General features: G+C 63.1%; 13 protein-coding genes. 11 read left to right on the forward strand and 2 right to left on the reverse strand.

Annotated elements, in window-relative coordinates; translation table 11 throughout:
* Positions 1-5 precede the first annotated feature (5 nt).
* From VGE08_RS11255 to VGE08_RS11270, 4 genes are all read left to right on the forward strand, one after another.
* Positions 6-1,376 carry a glutamine synthetase gene (locus tag VGE08_RS11255; RefSeq protein WP_331067977.1) on the forward strand — a complete coding sequence of 457 codons (1,371 nt, stop codon included), beginning with the start codon at positions 6-8 and terminating at the stop codon, positions 1,374-1,376.
* Positions 1,377-1,450: 74 nt separating this feature from the next.
* Positions 1,451-2,833: an aldehyde dehydrogenase family protein gene (locus VGE08_RS11260; protein ID WP_331067978.1), complete on the forward strand. Its 1,383-nt coding sequence runs from the start codon at positions 1,451-1,453 to the stop codon at positions 2,831-2,833.
* Between the two features lie 65 nt (positions 2,834-2,898).
* Positions 2,899-4,062 (forward strand): iron-containing alcohol dehydrogenase, encoded by a 1,164-nt coding sequence (locus VGE08_RS11265; protein ID WP_331067979.1) that lies wholly within the window; start codon positions 2,899-2,901, stop codon positions 4,060-4,062.
* Positions 4,063-4,172: 110 nt separating this feature from the next.
* A complete protein-coding gene (locus VGE08_RS11270; RefSeq protein WP_331067980.1) occupies positions 4,173-4,547 on the forward strand; it encodes a DUF2845 domain-containing protein in 375 nt (124 codons plus the stop codon).
* Here the strand turns inward: VGE08_RS11270 and VGE08_RS11275 are convergent.
* Positions 4,532-5,902 carry an MATE family efflux transporter gene (locus VGE08_RS11275; RefSeq protein WP_331067981.1) on the reverse strand — a complete coding sequence of 457 codons (1,371 nt, stop codon included), beginning with the start codon at positions 5,900-5,902 and terminating at the stop codon, positions 4,532-4,534. The genes VGE08_RS11270 and VGE08_RS11275 overlap by 16 nt on opposite strands.
* A 190-nt stretch (positions 5,903-6,092) precedes the next feature.
* On the opposite strand from VGE08_RS11275, the gene VGE08_RS11280 reads away from it, so the two are divergent.
* From VGE08_RS11280 to VGE08_RS11295, 4 genes are all read left to right on the forward strand, one after another.
* On the forward strand, positions 6,093-7,370 hold the full coding sequence (locus VGE08_RS11280; RefSeq protein WP_331067982.1) for an acetyl-CoA C-acetyltransferase: 1,278 nt from the start codon (positions 6,093-6,095) through the stop codon (positions 7,368-7,370).
* Between the two features lie 525 nt (positions 7,371-7,895).
* Complete coding sequence (gene hemH / locus VGE08_RS11285; RefSeq protein ID WP_331067983.1) at positions 7,896-8,972, forward strand: ferrochelatase; 1,077 nt, start codon at positions 7,896-7,898, stop codon at positions 8,970-8,972.
* Positions 8,972-9,691: a hypothetical protein gene (locus tag VGE08_RS11290; protein WP_331067984.1), complete on the forward strand. Its 720-nt coding sequence runs from the start codon at positions 8,972-8,974 to the stop codon at positions 9,689-9,691. The genes hemH and VGE08_RS11290 overlap by 1 nt, the downstream gene beginning before the upstream one ends.
* An 18-nt stretch (positions 9,692-9,709) precedes the next feature.
* The gene (locus VGE08_RS11295) at positions 9,710-11,785 is read left to right on the forward strand and encodes a S46 family peptidase (protein ID WP_331067985.1); all 2,076 of its coding nucleotides are present in this window, start codon (positions 9,710-9,712) and stop codon (positions 11,783-11,785) included.
* Between the two features lie 73 nt (positions 11,786-11,858).
* On the opposite strand, the gene VGE08_RS11300 is transcribed toward VGE08_RS11295, so the two are convergent.
* Positions 11,859-12,596, reverse strand: a complete 738-nt coding sequence (locus VGE08_RS11300) for a YceI family protein (protein ID WP_331067986.1) — start codon at positions 12,594-12,596, stop codon at positions 11,859-11,861.
* Between the two features lie 116 nt (positions 12,597-12,712).
* On the opposite strand from VGE08_RS11300, the gene VGE08_RS11305 reads away from it, so the two are divergent.
* The 3 genes from VGE08_RS11305 to VGE08_RS11315 are packed head-to-tail and all read left to right on the forward strand — an operon-like array spanning position 12,713 to position 16,127.
* Entirely contained in the window at positions 12,713-13,285 is a 573-nt protein-coding gene (locus tag VGE08_RS11305) for a cytochrome b (protein WP_331067987.1), read from the forward strand.
* On the forward strand, positions 13,282-13,887 hold the full coding sequence (locus tag VGE08_RS11310) for a YceI family protein (RefSeq protein WP_331067988.1): 606 nt from the start codon (positions 13,282-13,284) through the stop codon (positions 13,885-13,887). Before VGE08_RS11305 ends, VGE08_RS11310 begins: the two co-directional genes overlap by 4 nt.
* A 59-nt stretch (positions 13,888-13,946) precedes the next feature.
* Entirely contained in the window at positions 13,947-16,127 is a 2,181-nt protein-coding gene (locus VGE08_RS11315) for an acetyl-CoA hydrolase/transferase C-terminal domain-containing protein (RefSeq protein WP_331067989.1), read from the forward strand.
* Positions 16,128-16,153: the final 26 nt, after the last annotated feature.

A 16,153-nucleotide genomic window follows, 5' to 3' on the forward strand; every position in this document is an offset into this window, starting at 1 on the left:
CGCCCATGATCGAACCTCGTCAGGTGAAGAGCGCCGCAGATGCCAAAGCCATCGTCGAGCAGCGCAATCTGTCGCACGTCAAAGTCGGCGTGTTCGATCTCGATGGCATCATGCGCGGCAAATACATGTCGCGCGCCAAGTTCATCTCGGCGCTGGAAAGCGGCTATGGCTTCTGTGATGTCGTGCTCGGCTGGGATTGCCAGGATCAGCTGTACGACAACGTGAAATTCACCGGCTGGCACACGGGCTATCCCGATGCGCCGGTGCGCATCCTTCCGGAAACGTGCCGGCCGCTGCCGTTCGAAGGCGATAACGTGCTGTTCCTGAGCGAGTTCAGCGGCGCGGCCGAGCAGGTCTGTCCGCGCGGTGTGCTCCGCCGCGTGATCGAGAAGGCCGCCAGACTCGGCTTTCGACCCTACGCCGGCTTCGAATACGAAGTGTTCTTTTTCGACGAGACGCCCGAGTCGATTCGCGCCAAGCACTACAGGAATTTGCAGCCCATGGCGCCTGGCTGGTTCGGCTACTCGGTGATTCGCAACTCCACCGCCTCCGACTTTTATCGCGAGATGCTGGCGACCTGCGAAGCCATGGACTTCGGCATCGAAGGCCTGCACGAGGAAACCGGCCCGGGCGTGATCGAAGCGGCGATCGCCTTCGACGAGGCACTGGCGTCGGCCGACAAGGCCGCGCTGTTCAAGACCTTCATCAAAGTGCTCGCCCAGCGTAACGACATGATGGCCACCTTCATGGCCAAGTGGTCGCACGACTGGCCGGGCCAGAGCGGACACATTCATCTGTCGCTCGAGGACAGCAGCGGCCTTCCGGTGTTCCACGATCCCGGCCAGGCGCATCAGATGAGTCAGACCATGCGCCATTTCATCGGCGGACAGCAGCGGCTCATGCCGGAGCTGCTGGCGATGGTGGCGCCGACGATCAATTCCTATACACGCCTGATCCCCGGCTTCTGGGCACCGACGGACTCGAGCGTCGGTATCGAGAATCGCACCTGTGCCCTGCGCGTCATTCCAGGCAGCGCGAAGTCACAGCGCGTCGAGTACCGGGTGGCGGCGGCGGATGCGAATCCATACATCGTGCTTGCCGCTGCGTTGGCGTCGGGGTTGTGGGGCATCGAGCATCGCATCGAGCCGCAGCCGCTGGTCGAAGGCAATGCCTACGATCACGAGTTTCCCGAGGACCTGGCGCTACCGCGCACCCTGTGGGACGCAGCCCAGCGTTTGAAACAATCACGCATGGCGCGCGAGTATTTCGGCGACGCTTTCGTCGAGCACTTCGCGGCCACTCGCGAGTGGGAAGAACGCGAGTTCCGCAAGCACATCACGGATTGGGAGCTCGCACGTTACTTCGAGATCATTTGACTACCTTCGAAGTGACTTGTGACTGATGACTGGTGAATGGTCAGAGAGTTTTCGCAACTCGCCACGACGATCCCATGCAAAAGACGATCAGCCCAATCGATGGCAGCGTGTACGTCGAGCTGGAATGGGCGACGCCGGCGGTCATTGACGAAACCCTCGATCGCGCTCGCACTGCGCAGCGCGCGTGGCGCAACACTTCTGTCGAAGAGCGCGCCAGGACCCTCACCAGGTTCTGCGCCGAATTCGCAAGCCAGCGCGACGAGATTGCCCGCGAGCTGACCTGGCAGATGGGTCGCCCGATTCGCTACTCGCCCAACGAAGTGAACGGCACCTTGGAGCGAGCACGGCACATGATCGCCATCGCGCCCCAGGCGCTGGCCGACATCGACGCGGGCCCGAAGGAGCACTTCACTCGTTTCATCCGCCGCGAGCCGCTTGGAGTGGTACTGACCATAGCGGCCTGGAATTATCCTTATCTCATCGCGGTCAATAGCGTTGTCCCTGCGTTGATGGCCGGCAATGCCGTCATCCTGAAACATTCGGCGCAGACGCCGTTGTGCGCCGAACGCTTCGCCAGTTGCCTGAGCAAGGCCGGCCTGCCGGAGGGCGTGTTCCAGACTCTGCACCTCACCCATGCCGACACGGACAAAGTGATTCGCGACCCGCGCATCGACTTCGTCGCGTTCACCGGCTCGGTGGCCGGCGGGCATGCCGTGCAACGTGCTGCTTCGGAACGCTTCATCGGCGTGGGACTGGAGCTCGGCGGCTGCGATCCGGTGTATGTGAGACACGACGCCGATATAGCGCATGCTATCGAGAACGTCGTCGACGGCGCCTACTTCAACAGCGGCCAATCCTGTTGTGGACTGCAAAGAATCTACGTGCACGAGCGCATCTATGACCCATTCGTAGAGGGCTTCATCGATCTCACGCGCAAATACGTGCTCGGCAACCCGCTGGACGAGAGCACCACCCTCGGTCCCGTCGTGCGCACCGCTGCCGCCGACACGATCCGTCAGCAGATCGCTGCATCGATTCAGGCGGGCGCCAGGCCAGCCATCGACGAATCGGTGTTTCCTGTCAGCAAACCGGGGACACCATATCTCGCGCCGCAGGTGCTGCTGGATGTCGATCACTCGATGCTGGTGATGCGCGAGGAAATTTTCGGCCCGGTCGCCGGTCTGATGAAGGTGAGCTCGGATGAACAGGCGATCGCGCTCATGAACGACACTCGGTACGGCCTGACTGCGGCGATCTGGACCCGCGACCAGCAAGCAGCGCTGTCGATCGGCGACCGCATCGACACGGGCACGTGGTTCATGAATCGCTGCGACCATCTCGATCCGGCGCTCGCGTGGGTCGGAGTCAAGAATTCGGGGCGCGGCTGCACGTTGTCGGTGGTGGGCTATGAACATCTCACGCGGCCCAAGTCGTTTCACTTGCGCACGCGCACCTGAAAGTCAGCCTGGCAGGCAGCATGAGAGAGTTCGTCATCCAACCAGTTCGCTCGAGGGAGAGCGTCATGGCTTCGTTGCGCGCCAACTGGAATTATCCCACCGCGGTGCGCTTCGGTCCGGGCCGCATTACCGAGCTGCCCGCTGCCTGCAAGACACTGGGCATGCGACGTCCGCTGCTCGTCACCGATCCGGCCCTCGCCAAACTGCCGATGATCGAGAGCGCTGTCGCTGCGTGTCGAGCCGCGGGCCTGGCGTGCGAAGTGTTCAGCGACGTGCAGGCGAATCCGGTGGAGTCCAACGTCACGAATGGCGTTACAGCATACAAGCGCGGCTCGCATGACGGCGTCATCGCTTGCGGCGGCGGCAGCGCGCTGGACACGGGCAAGGCCGTGGCCTTGATGGTGGGACAGACACGCCCGATCTGGGACTTCGAGGATCGCGAAGATTGGTATACGCGTGTGAATGTCGCCGGCATGGCCCCTACCGTCGCGGTACCCACCACATCGGGCACGGGCTCGGAAGTTGGACGCGCGTCTGTGATTACCGATACGCGTGACCACATCAAGAAGATCATCTTTCATCCGAAGATGCTGCCCGAGATAGTGATTGCCGATCCGGAGCTCACCCTGGGTTTGCCTGCAGCGGTCACCGCGGCAGTGGGCATGGACGCGCTATCTCACAATCTTGAAGCGTACTGTTCCCCTTCGTATCATCCGTTGGCGGAAGGCATCGCGCTGGAAGGCATGCGCTTGATCCACGATTGGCTGCCTACTGCGGTGAAGGACGGCAGCGATATCGAAGCTCGCTCTCACATGATGGCCGCATCGTTGATGGGTGCTACCGCGTTTCAGAAAGGTCTCGGCGCGATGCATAGCCTCAGCCATCCCTGCTCGGCCAACCTGAACACACACCACGGGCTGACCAATGCCGTGGTCATGCCTTATGTGCTGTCATGGAACCGTCCGGCGCTGAGCGAAAAGATGCAACGGCTCGGCGCTTTCCTGAATCTCAAGCAGCAGTCCTTCACGGGCGTGCTGGACTGGATCCTGGAGCTGCGAGACAGCATCGGCGTGCCGGACACTTTGGCCGAGTTGGGCGTTACACCAGAGCATGCAGAGGCGTTTGCACAGCAGGCGTTCGACGACCCCTCCACCGGCGGCAACCCGGTACCGATGACGGTCGCGGATTTCGTTCAGCTGTATCGAAATTGCATCGAAGGACGGCTGTGAACAGCGTCTCGGGCATTCGTCTCGGGCATTCATGGTGCGATCTGAAGAGATGACATTCGGCTTACAGACAATTCATTTGCAATTCACCAGCCGCGAGGCATAGTGATCTCATGCGTATTTCACCCCTCATCGGATTGACGCTCATTGCGGTGGCGATGGCCATGCCAGCGCATGCCGATGGCTTGCGTTGCGGCGGCCGCTTGCTCCGCGACGGGGATACGCGCGCCGAAGTGCGAGCCTTCTGCGGTGAGCCTGCCGACGTGCAGACGCGCACGATTCTGCGGCGCCCCCACTACACCGTCAGCGGCCGCATTGTTTATTTCGGTGACGGGCTGGTGGAAATCCCGGTGGAAACCTGGACCTACAACTTCGGCCCGAACAAGCTGATGCGCCGGGTGCGCTTCGTCGATGGCCTCGTCGAGGAAGTCGAAACGCTCGGCTACGGCTACAACGATCCGCAGCGCGGCTCTTATATCGGCCGCTGAACCGCTGCGCCGAGTCGCGTCTTTGTCACCAGCTGATAGCGAGCGACCAGCAGCACCGCGCTGATGGTCAAGCCGACGTTCAGGCCGATCCACACCAGCACGGGCCCTTCGCCGCGGTACACGCCGAAGTAATAGGCGAAGGTGAACCCAACCACCCAATACGAAAACACACACAACGCCATCGGAATGGTCGTGTCCTTGAAGCCGCGTAGCGCGCCCGCTGCGCCCACCTGCACGCCGTCGGAGAATTGAAACAACGCGGCCATCAACAACAGCGTGGCCGCAAGCTCGCGAACCGGCACATCGCGCGTATACAAGGCCGCGATCTGATCGTTGCACAACAGAATCACGATGGCCGAGATCGTCATGACGATGGCGCACATCCCGATGCCGATCCAACCAACATCGCGCGCGCCGGCGACATCACCACGCCCAAGCGTGTGGCCCACGTGAATGGTCGTTGCCGAGCTGATAGCCAACGGCACCATGAACATGAAAGCGGCGTAGTTCAGCGCAATCTGGTGGCCAGCCGCGGTGACAGCACCCATGCCGCCCATCATCAACGCCGCCGCCACGAACAAGCCGCCCTCCGCAAGAATGCTGCCGGCGATCGGCGCTCCGATACGCGTCAACTCTGCCAGCACCGGCCAGTTCGGCGGATCGATGCGCGCGAAAAAATCGAACGGCCGATAGGCACGATGCGTCCGCACGTGTAGTAACAACGCGAAAAACATCAGCCACAGGGAAATCGCGGTGGCCACGCCGCAGCCCACGGCGCCCAAGGCCGGCGCGCCGAGCTTGCCGTACATGAAGATCCAGTTGCCGATGACGTTCACGGTGAGACCCAGGAACCCCGTGAACATGATGGGTTTGGTGCGCCCCAATCCCTCGCTGGTGTAGCGCAGTGAAAAGTACGCCAGCAGAGCGGGCATGCCCCAGCTGATGGCGTGCACGTAACCGACCGCGACCGGCAGCACATCCTCGGAAATGCCGATCGCAGGCAGGAACCAGTCGGCCTGCCGCATCCCCGTGAACAACAGGACTGCAAGGCCGAGCACCAGCCACCATGACTGGCGGGCATAAGCCGTGACCTTGCGCGCGTCGTTAGCGCCGAAGGCATGCGCGACCGACGGCGAGGTCGCCATCAGCAAGCCGAAACCCAGGAACATGAAAAGGTTGAAGCTGGCCGCACCGATCGCCAGGCCGCCCAGGTCGACCGCGCCGAGCTGGCCCGCCATCACCGTATCGGCGAACGCCATGCCGGTGATCGAGAGGTTATTGCCTAGCAACGGTCCGCCGAGCGCAACAATAGCTCGGGCGTCCACGACCAGGCGGTCGCGACGGGTTAGAGTCATGGTCGATGTTGCCGCCGGTGACGGCGGGAATTGCAGGTGTGGCGCTTACGGATCGCGGCCGCACAGCGTAAGGACTTTCCGCCGTCACGCCAACACAGTCGCAAGGGCCAACACGAACGCGATCCCAACTATGCTCGCGTGAGCAGGGCTGGCATGCTCGTCCTCCCTCGCCTCGCGCAATGGAGCCGCTATGCTCGTAGGTTCTTCGGTCCGACGCGTCGCCATCATCGGCGGCACGCGCATTCCCTTCGCGCGTTCCATGGGTGTGTATGCCGAAGCCAGCAACCAGGAGATGCTCACCGCATCGCTACAGGGGCTGGTGGATCGATTCAATCTACGCGGCGAGGTGCTCGGCGACGTAGGTGCCGGCGCCGTGCTCAAGCATTCCCGGGATTTCAATCTGACGCGCGAAAGCGTGCTCGATAGCGGCCTGGCGCCGGAAACGCCGGCTTTCGATCTGCAGCGCGCCTGCGGCACCAGTCTGGATACGGCCATCGTGCTCGGCCTGAAAATCGCGACCGGCCAGATCGATTCCGCAATCGCGGCCGGTGTCGATACCGCCAGCGACGTGCCCATCGTCTATCCGACGGGCTACCGCAAGATGCTTCTGCGCAGCGCGCGGGGCCGCTCGCTCGGCGAACGCCTTGCGCCTTGGGCAAGCTTTCGTCCGAGCTTCCTGAAGCCGCAGTTGCCCGGTGTCAGCGAGCCGAGAACCGGCATGTCCATGGGCCAGCATTGCGAGACGATGGCGCAGACCTGGCAGATCCCTCGGGTCGAGCAGGATCAGCTGGCATACGAAAGTCATCGCAAGGCCGCGGCGGCGTGGGAGGAAGGTTTCTACGAAGACCTGGTCGTGCCCTTCCGCGGGCTGAAACAGGACAACAATATTCGCCGCGATACCTCGCTCGAGAAGCTCGCCAGGCTCAAGCCTTCATTCGCGACCAATGGCACGTTGACCGCGGGCAACTCCACGCCGATGACCGATGGCTCGGCCGCCGTACTACTGGCCAGCGAAGATTGGGCCAAAGCGCGCGACCTGCCCGTGCTCGCCTATCTCACCTATGGAAAGTACGCGGCGGTGGATTTCGTGCAGAAGGAAGGACTACTGATGGCGCCTGCCTATGCAGTGCCCCGCATGCTGGCTGACGCGAAGATCAAGCTGCAGGATTTCGACATCTACGAGATTCACGAGGCCTTCGAAGCGCAGGTGCTGTGCACGCTCAAGGCGTGGGAGTCGCCGGAGTTCTGCCGCGAGCGGCTCGGCTTGAGCGAGCCTCTGGGCAGCATCGATCGCGGCAAGATGAATCTGAAGGGCGGCAGCGTGGCCATCGGCCACCCCTTCGCCGCCACCGGCTCCCGCATCCTCGCCACCCTTGCCAAACAGCTCGCCCAGCGCGGCGGCGGTCGCGGCCTGATCTCGATCTGCACCGCCGGCGGCATGGGAGTGACGGCCATCGTCGAGCGCTGAACCGAACCTGCGGCGGCGAGAACCACCGGCGGGGTACATGGATGTACCCCGCCGCCTCCGAGCCAATTTAAAAGGGCGATCGGCAGCGTCAATTACGACGCTGCCGACCGCCGTCCGGACCGGCACCAGAATAAGTTAAGCTGGCGGTCGGTCCACTGCGCGAAGTGCTGCGATCCCGGGGAGGGGGCAGTAATGAATCGCAACACTTCGAGCAATCGGTTGGAGAGGGAGGGTCGGCGGCGCCCCGCTGACCTGGCTACCAGTGACTTGATTGTAAAATTTAGAAGGAGGGCATCCCTGCCCGGTTGCATGCCCCGACCATGCGGATCCTTGTGAAGGCGTCCCTAATCACACGCACGCATATCCTAAAAGGTATAGCGACAAATCGAGGGACTTACCCTCACAGCGCAAGCGTGACTCGCGCGGCTGCCTGAACAGAACCGCCATGCGACCATGTTGGTCTACCGTCGCGATTGACAGTGACTGTTGGGCGGCAGCCCGCCGGGGTCATTAGACTTGCGCCCCATGCGCGACTACCTCGGCAATTCTTCGGACCAACACGGCGGGACTCCTCGCATTGGCGTGCTGCTGGTCAACCTCGGCACGCCCGACGGTCCCGAGCCCACGCCGGTGCGCCGGTTTCTCGCCGAATTCCTGTGGGACCCTCGGGTGGTCGAAGCGCCGCGCTGGCTTTGGTGGCTGGCTCTGCACGGGGTGATCCTGCGAATCCGCCCGTCGAAGAGCTCGCACGCCTACCGGCAAATCTGGACACCGGAAGGCTCGCCGCTGCTGGTCCATAGCGCGGCGCTTGCGAAGCGAATTGCAGGCGCGCTCCAACCCAAGTGGAATGCCGCGGTCGCATTGGGCATGAGCTATGGCTCGCCTTCCATTCCCGACGCACTCGAAGAGCTGCGGCGCCAGGGCGCACGGCGCATTGTCGTCCTGCCGCTCTATCCGCAGTATTCCGGCACGACCACCGCATCGGTGTTCGACCGCGTGATGCGCCAGCTGCAGCGTTGGCGCTGGGTTCCAGAGCTGCGATTCATCGGTGACTATCATGACGACAGCGGCTATATCGATGCAGTGGCTGCCAACATCGAACAGCACTGGCGCACGCACGAAAAGCGGCACCTGCTGTTTTCCTTTCATGGCATCCCAAAGCGCTACGTCGAGGCCGGCGATCCGTACTACAGCCAGAACATGACCAGCGCGCGCCTGATCGCGGAGCGCCTGTCGCTCGATGACACGCAGTGGAGCGTGAGCTTTCAATCCCAGGTGGGGCGCGAGGAATGGCTGCGCCCCTACACGGACCAGCGCCTGCTCGAGTACGCACGCAGCGGACCGAAGCGCATCACGCTGGTGTGTCCGGGCTTTGCCACCGACTGCCTGGAAACGCTGGAAGAGATCGCACTTCGCAATCGCCAGTTGTTTCTCGAAGCGGGCGGCGAGGCGTATGACTATATTCCGGCCCTGAATGCCGGCGACGCGCATGTCAGCGCGCTGACCAGACTGATCGAGCGACATATGCAAGGCTGGGGTGAACCTTCGTCGTCGGCAAGGCACGCAGCGGCACCGGCCGCAAGCAGCGGTGCGCAGCGTTGATGTTCGGCCGCTTCCTGGAAATCAGCGTGCATGCGCCGGAGATTCGCGAGTCGCTGGCGTTCTATGAATCGTTGGGCTTCGTGCAGGCGCCGGTCGGCGAGGCATTTCCCTATCCCTATGCCGTGGTCACTGACGGCCGGTTGTTTCTTGGACTGCATGGCCAGGGCATGACCTCCCCGGCGCTGACGTTCGTCATGCCGCGCCTGATGCGTGGCATCGAGCAACTGGAGGACATGGGCATCGAGCTGGAAGATCTGCAGCTGGGCAACGAGGTGTTCAACCGCGCCAGCTTTCGCGATCCCTCCGGTCAATGCGTGAACGTGGTCGAGGCGCGCACTTTTTCGCCACCCCAGTTCGAAACGCACCCGGCAACGACCTGCGGCTACTTCAGCGAGTATGGCTTGCCCGCGCGCGAGCAGGCACCGATGCGCCATTTCTGGGAAGCGCTCGGCTTCGTGGCTTGGGACGAGCAGCCGGAGCCATTCGCCCGCACCGCTATCACCAGTGACCATCTCAACCTGGCGTTGTATCGTTCACGCGCCTTTCGCCAGCCGGTGCTCACCTTCGAAGACCGGGACATGCGCGAGCGCCTGGCGCGATTGAAAGAACGCGGTTGCCGGCTTTCCGACGAAATGCCCGATAGTCTCGACGAATCGTGCAATGCCATCCTGGTGGCGCCGGAAGGAACGAGGCTACTGCTGCTACAGTCAGAAGAATGACGATCTAGGAGACATCGAATGTTACGAAGCCTGGCCGCCGCATGCGCGGCGCTGCTCGCCACCGCGGCGCTGGCCGACGAAGGCATGTGGACCTTCGACAACGTCCCGCAAGCCGCAATCCAGGAGAAGTACCACACGTCGCTGCCCAAGCCCTGGCTGGACAAGCTGCAGCGCTCGATCACGCGCTTCGAGAGCGGCTGCACCGGCTCGTTCGTGTCGCCCGACGGCCTGGTGCTCACCAATCATCATTGCGCCATGTCCTGCCTGTCCCAGCTGTCCAGCAGCACAGCGAACTACGTCGACGATGGCTTCAACGCCAGCACTCGCGCCGAAGAGAAAAAGTGCCCGACGCAGATGCTTTCCGTGCTGGTGGAATCGGAAAACGTCACGGCGAAAGTCAACGCCGCTACGACCGGCCTCGCCGACGCGAAGGCCAATGAGGCACGCAAGCAGGCGCTGAGCAAGCTCGAAGCGGCCTGCACCGAAAGTGCCAAGAGGCGCCCCGGCGGTCCACTCGCCTGCGAGTCGGTCACGTTGTATCAGGGCGGCCAGTATTACCTGTACAAGTACCGCCGCTATGACGACGTGCGCCTGGTGTTCGCGCCCGAGCACGCCATCGGCGCCTTCGGCGGCGATCCGGACAATTTCAATTTCCCGCGCTGGAGCCTGGATTTCAGCCTCATGCGCGTCTATGACAAGGGCAAGCCGGCGCGCACGCCCAATCATCTGAGCTGGCGCCAGGAGGGTCCGAAGGCCGGTGAAGTGACCTTCGTCGCGGGCCATCCCGGCAACACGAGCCGCTTGCTCACCGTCGAGCAGTTGCGGTTCCAGCGCGAGGTCTCGGTGCCCTCCTATCTCGTGCGCAACTCCGAATTGCGCGGACGGCTGATTCAATGGGGCAAGACGGGCGCGGAGCCCGAGCGCATCGTCAGCCCCTATCTGCAAAACGTGGAGAATTCGCTGAAGGTAAATCGCGGCTTCCAGACGGCGCTGCTCGACGACAGTCTGTTCGCACGCAAGACCGTACAGGAACGCGAGCTGCGCGAGCGCGTGAAGACCGATCCGAAACTTGCCGACGTAGTCGGCGATGCATGGAACGACGCAGCGACCGCGCAGGAACGTTATCGCCAGATCTACGATCGCTATCTGTATCTGGAGGCCGGCGCCGGCTTCAATAGCAAGTTGTTCAATCATGCGCGCCAGCTGGTGCGCGGGGCGGCCGAGCGCAGCAAGGGCAATGAGCAACGGTTGCGTGAATATGCGGATTCGAATCTGCCGAAGATCGCATCGGGCCTGCTCGCGACCACGCCGATCTATCCCGATTTCGAACAGGTCACGCTGTCGTTCTCGCTGGACAAGCTGCGCGAAGCGCTCGGCCCCGACAACGCCGTGGTGCGCAAGTTGCTGAGCCAGGAATCGCCCGATTCGCTGGCCGCGAAACTGGTCACCGAGAGCAAGCTGAGCGATCCGGCCGTTCGCAAGACACTGTGGGAAGGCGGCGTCGCCGCGGTGGAAGCTTCCACCGATCCGATGATCGTGCTGGCGCGCGAGATCGACGATGAAGCACGCGCCGTTCGTAAGATCTATGAAGACGAAGTGCAGGCGCCGGTTGCGTCCGCTCAGGAGCGCATCGCCAAGGCTCGCTTCGCCGTGTACGGCACCAACACCTATCCGGACGCGACCTTCACGCTGCGACTGAGCTATGGCGCCGTCGCAGGCTGGGTGGAGAAGGGACAGCCGGTCGAACCTTTCACCAGGCTGTCACGCCTCTACGAACGGGCCACGGGCAAGGATCCTTTCCGCCTGCCGCAGAAATGGCTGGACGCTCGCGACAGGCTGGATATGAGCACGCCATTCAACTTCGTCACCACCAACGACATCGTCGGCGGCAACTCCGGCAGCCCGCTGGTGGACAGCCAGGGCCGCGTGGTGGGCCTGGCCTTCGATGGCAACATTCATTCGCTCGCCGGCAACTTCTGGTACGACCCCGAGATGAACCGGACGGTCGCCGTGCACCCGGCCATCATCATCACGGCGCTCAGGGATGTCTATGGCGCGAAGGGCCTGGCCGACGAATTGCTGGGCACGCACTAGACCGAGCTCGATGATCACGACGAGGCGGGGCCACCCGGTCCCGCCTCGCATGTCCCGCCTCGCAGGTCCTGCTTCAGCGTTGCACTGCTGTCAGATCGAAAACGATGCGCAGCTGGTCCTGAACCTCCAGGGCACCCAGGGCCACGCTGAATGGCTTCATGCCGAAGTCGGTCTGCTTGACGTTGAACTCACCACTGGCGGTCAGCTTCGCACCGCTGACCGTGATGCGGGCCGGAACCACCACCACGCGAGTCGCGTCCTTGATGGTGATGCTCGCGGTGATGTTCGGCGCTTGTATGGAGCCGGAGATCGCCGCCGCCTGCACCGTGATCTTGGGATAGTTCTCCGCATCCAGCACCTCCTTGCGCAGCATGTTCTTGCGCGTGCCCTCCTTGTCGGCTGCCGGAATCTCGGGCGGAAAATCATCGCCCGCAGCCCGCCGTGCCTCCGGGTCGTCGACGCTGAGCTCCTCGACCGGGAACGACAGCTCGAAACCGGATCTCGAAAACTGTTGCCGCATCCAGACACGTCCGGTCACCGATCTGCTGCTCACCACGTGGTTGTGGCCGAGCCGGGCGAAGGTACCGCCGCGGAATACGTGAATGTGCAGGACCGACGCCCGCGGGTCGATTTCATATATCGTTGCGCCCTCTTCCGAGGGCAGCGGCGCAGGCTCGGCCGGGGTCGGTGGAGGAGGCACGCTGGGCGTGGGCAACGGCCGTTGCACGGGCCGCGGGCAAGCGGTAAGTCCGAGACAGAGCAGCAACAGGACCCCGGTGCGGCTGGCGAAACCGAGCACTGTTCGACTCATTTGCATGGACATTGGGAGGCTCGCACTGTGTCAGATTTGCAGTTCGCTGAAAGCTCGCGTGGCCCCGCCGCGCGAATCGCTTACACTGTGAGCTCTACGTGCCAGGGGTCGAAGTGATGCAACTGAAGAACGACGAATCGCGCTACGGCGTCGTCGCACAGTTATTTCACTGGACCATTGTGGTCCTCATCATAGTGCAGTTCGTTCTGGCCAGCCGGGCCGATGAGCTGCCGCGGGGCATCGCCAAGATCCAGGTCCTGGCCCAGCACAAATCCTTCGGCATCACCATTCTCGGGCTGACCCTGCTGCGGCTGATCTGGCGCTGGCTCAACCCGGTGCCGGCGGAACCCGCCGACATTCCGCGCTGGCAGCGGATCGCGGCGCGCATCTCGCACATCGGCCTGTACGCGTTGCTGTTGATCACACCCGTCGTCGGCTGGCTCATGTCGTCCGCGCGAAACTTTCCTGTCAGCTGGTTCGGCCTGGTGACCCTGCCGGATTTCATCGCACCGAGTAAGGCGGCCTACGAGCTGCTGCACGAAACGCACCAAGCGCTGGCACTAACGCTGTTCAGCCTGGCACTGCTGCACGTCGCGGCCGCGCTCAAGCATCACTTCATCGACAAGGACAACGTGCTTCGCCGCATGCTGCCCGTCAAACTGCAACAGAACACGGATCGACCCAGATGAGCATGAAATCGGATCGCAGCAACTTCGCCGCCACTCGTCGGCTCGCCGCGCGGCTGGTGGTGGGCTTGAGCGCCGGCCTGGCCGCCATGCTGGCCCTGGCCGCCTCGCAGTGGAGCATGCAACCGAAGGAAAGCAAACTGACTTTCGTCGGCGAGCAGGCCGGCGCGCAATTCGAAGGCTCGTTCGACGAGTTCACCGCCGACATCCGTTTCGATCCCAAGGATCTGGCCGCCAGCCGCTTCGACGTGAAGATCGACACGGCCTCGGTGAATACGCAGGACGACGAGCGCGACGACACCATCCGCAGCGCCGACCTGTTCGACGTGAAGCGCTTCCCGAGCGCGCGGTACGTTGCCGACAGGTTCACCGACAAGGGCGGCAACAAATACTCGGCCACCGGCCAGCTCACGCTGCGCGATATCACCAAGCCCGTGCCCATCGAGTTCACGTTCGAGACCAAGGGCGGCGAGGCGTGGCTGAAGGGCTTGGCGAAAATCAAACGCCTGGATTTCGGCGTGGGTCAGGGCGAATGGAAGGACACTTCCACCGTCGGCAACGACGTGCAGGTGCGCTTCGCGTTGCGCCTGAAAGGCGCTTCATGACAGCAGCGCTGTCGACCCTCGCGCTGCTGACCGCCTTGGGCACCGGCTGACCGACGCCGATGTCCGCCGCTGCTTCGCTTCGATTTACCACGCCCGAGGATTGCGTCGAGGCCACGCTCAGCCGCGTCGGCAAGCACGTGGTCATGGGCTTGCCGGTCGCGATCGGCAAGCCCAACACACTGGTCAACGCCTTCGTGGCCCGCGCCCTCGCCGACCGGAGTCTGAAGCTCACGATCATCACGGCGCTCTCGCTGCGCGCCCCCAAGGGCAGCAGCGACCTGCAACGCCGCTTCATCGAACCTTTCTCGCGGCGAGTGTTCGGGAACTACCCGGAGCTCGACTACCTGCGCCTCATCGAGCGTCGCGAGCTGCCAGCAAACATCGAGGTACTGGAGTTCTATCTGGAACCCGGCGCATGGCTGCACAACGAACATCTGCAGCAGCATTACCTCAGCAGCAACTACACGCACGTGGCCCGGGATGCATTGCGCCGGGGCCTCAACGTGATCGCGCAGCAAGTCGCAGCGCCGCCGCCCGCTGAAGCCCCAGGCTTGCTGAGCCTCGGTTCCAACGCCGACATGACCGCCGATCTGCTGCCGCAGATTGCCGCCATGCGCGCCGGTGGCAACGGCCAGCCGTTCACGTTGATCGGTCAGGTTCATAGCGACATGCCGTTCATGTATGGCGACGCGCTGGTCACCGCCGATACCTTCGATTTCCTGGTGAAGGATCCGGGCACGGCGTTGTTCAGTCCACCGAACATGCCGGTCGCGATCACGGAGCACGCCATCGCGCTGAACGTCAGCACGCTGATTCGCGACGGCGGCACGCTGCAGCTGGGCATCGGCGAGCTTGGCGACGGCATCTGCTACGCCTTGCAGCTACGTCAGCAGCAGCCGGCCCTGTATCGGGAAATCATCGAGTCCACCGGACTGCTGGCGCGACACCGCCGTTTGATCGAAAGCGAGGGCGGCACGGCGCCCTTCGAGCGGGGCCTGTATGGCTGCACGGAAATGCTGGCCGATGGTTTTCTGGATCTGTATCGCAACGGCATTCTGAAACGGCGCGTGTACCCCAGCGCCAAGCTGCAGCGGCTGCTCGACGATGGGCACATCGATGAGCGCGTCAGCCTGCGCACGCTGGAGGCGCTGGTCGAGGCAGGCATGAGCCGCATGTCGTATGCCGATTTCCAGGAATTTCGCGAAGTGGGCCTGTTTCGCGACGACGTCGAATACGACCGCGGCGTGCTCATTACGCCGGACGGACAACAGCTACACGCGACCTTCTCCGATCCCGAGCAGCGCGCACAGATCGCCCAGCATTGCCTTGGAGATACGTTACGCAATGGCGTGCTGGCCGACGCGGGCTTTTTCTTCGGCCCGAAAGATTTCTACGCGGCCTTGCGCAACCTGCCCGCCGTTCAGCGCAAGATGTTCGCCATGCGCGGCATCAGCTTCATCAACGAGCTGTACGGTCACGAATGGGAGCTGAAATTCGCGCAGCGCCGCTATGCGCGATTCGTCAACACGACCATGATGGTCACCGGCCTGGGCGCCGCCGTGTCCGATGCGCTTACGGATGGCCGCGTCGTCAGCGGAGTGGGCGGTCAATATAACTTTGTCGCCATGGCGCACGCGCTGCCCGAAGCACGCTCGATTCTGTGCCTGCGCGCAACACGCAACGCCGGTGGCCGAACGACATCCAACGTCGTCTGGTCCTATGGTCACGCGACGGTACCGCGGCACCTGCGGGACATCGTTGTAACCGAATATGGAATCGCCGATCTGCGCGGCCGCACCGACCGCGAAATCGTCGAGGCGCTGATCGGCATCATGGATGCCCGCTTTCAGTCAACCCTGGTCGCGGACGCCAAGCGCGCCGGCAAGCTGCCAAAAAACTGGCACATTCCGGAAGCGGCGCGCGCCAATACACCCGAGCAGCTGGCGAAGCAACTTGCGCCCTGGCGGGAACGCGGCTTGTTTGATGAGTTGCCGTTCGGCACGGATTTCACCGCCGAGGAAGTGGTCCTGGCCAAGGCGCTGCGCTCCCTGCAGACGGCCACGGCCACCTGGCCCGGCCGGATTCGCACCATGCTGGATGCACTGCTCAATGGCACGCCGGAGCCGTCGCTGCAGCCGCATCTCGCACGCATGGGACTGGAAAACGCGACTGGGCTGTCCCAAACGATGCAGCGTCGGCTGCTGACGACCGCTCTTCGTAAAATTTTGCACGGCGGCTGATCTGGCCCTATCTTTGACCCCCTTTT

It is taken from the genome of Steroidobacter sp. (genome assembly GCF_036406195.1).
In the GTDB taxonomy this organism is placed as follows: domain Bacteria; phylum Pseudomonadota; class Gammaproteobacteria; order Steroidobacterales; family Steroidobacteraceae; genus Steroidobacter.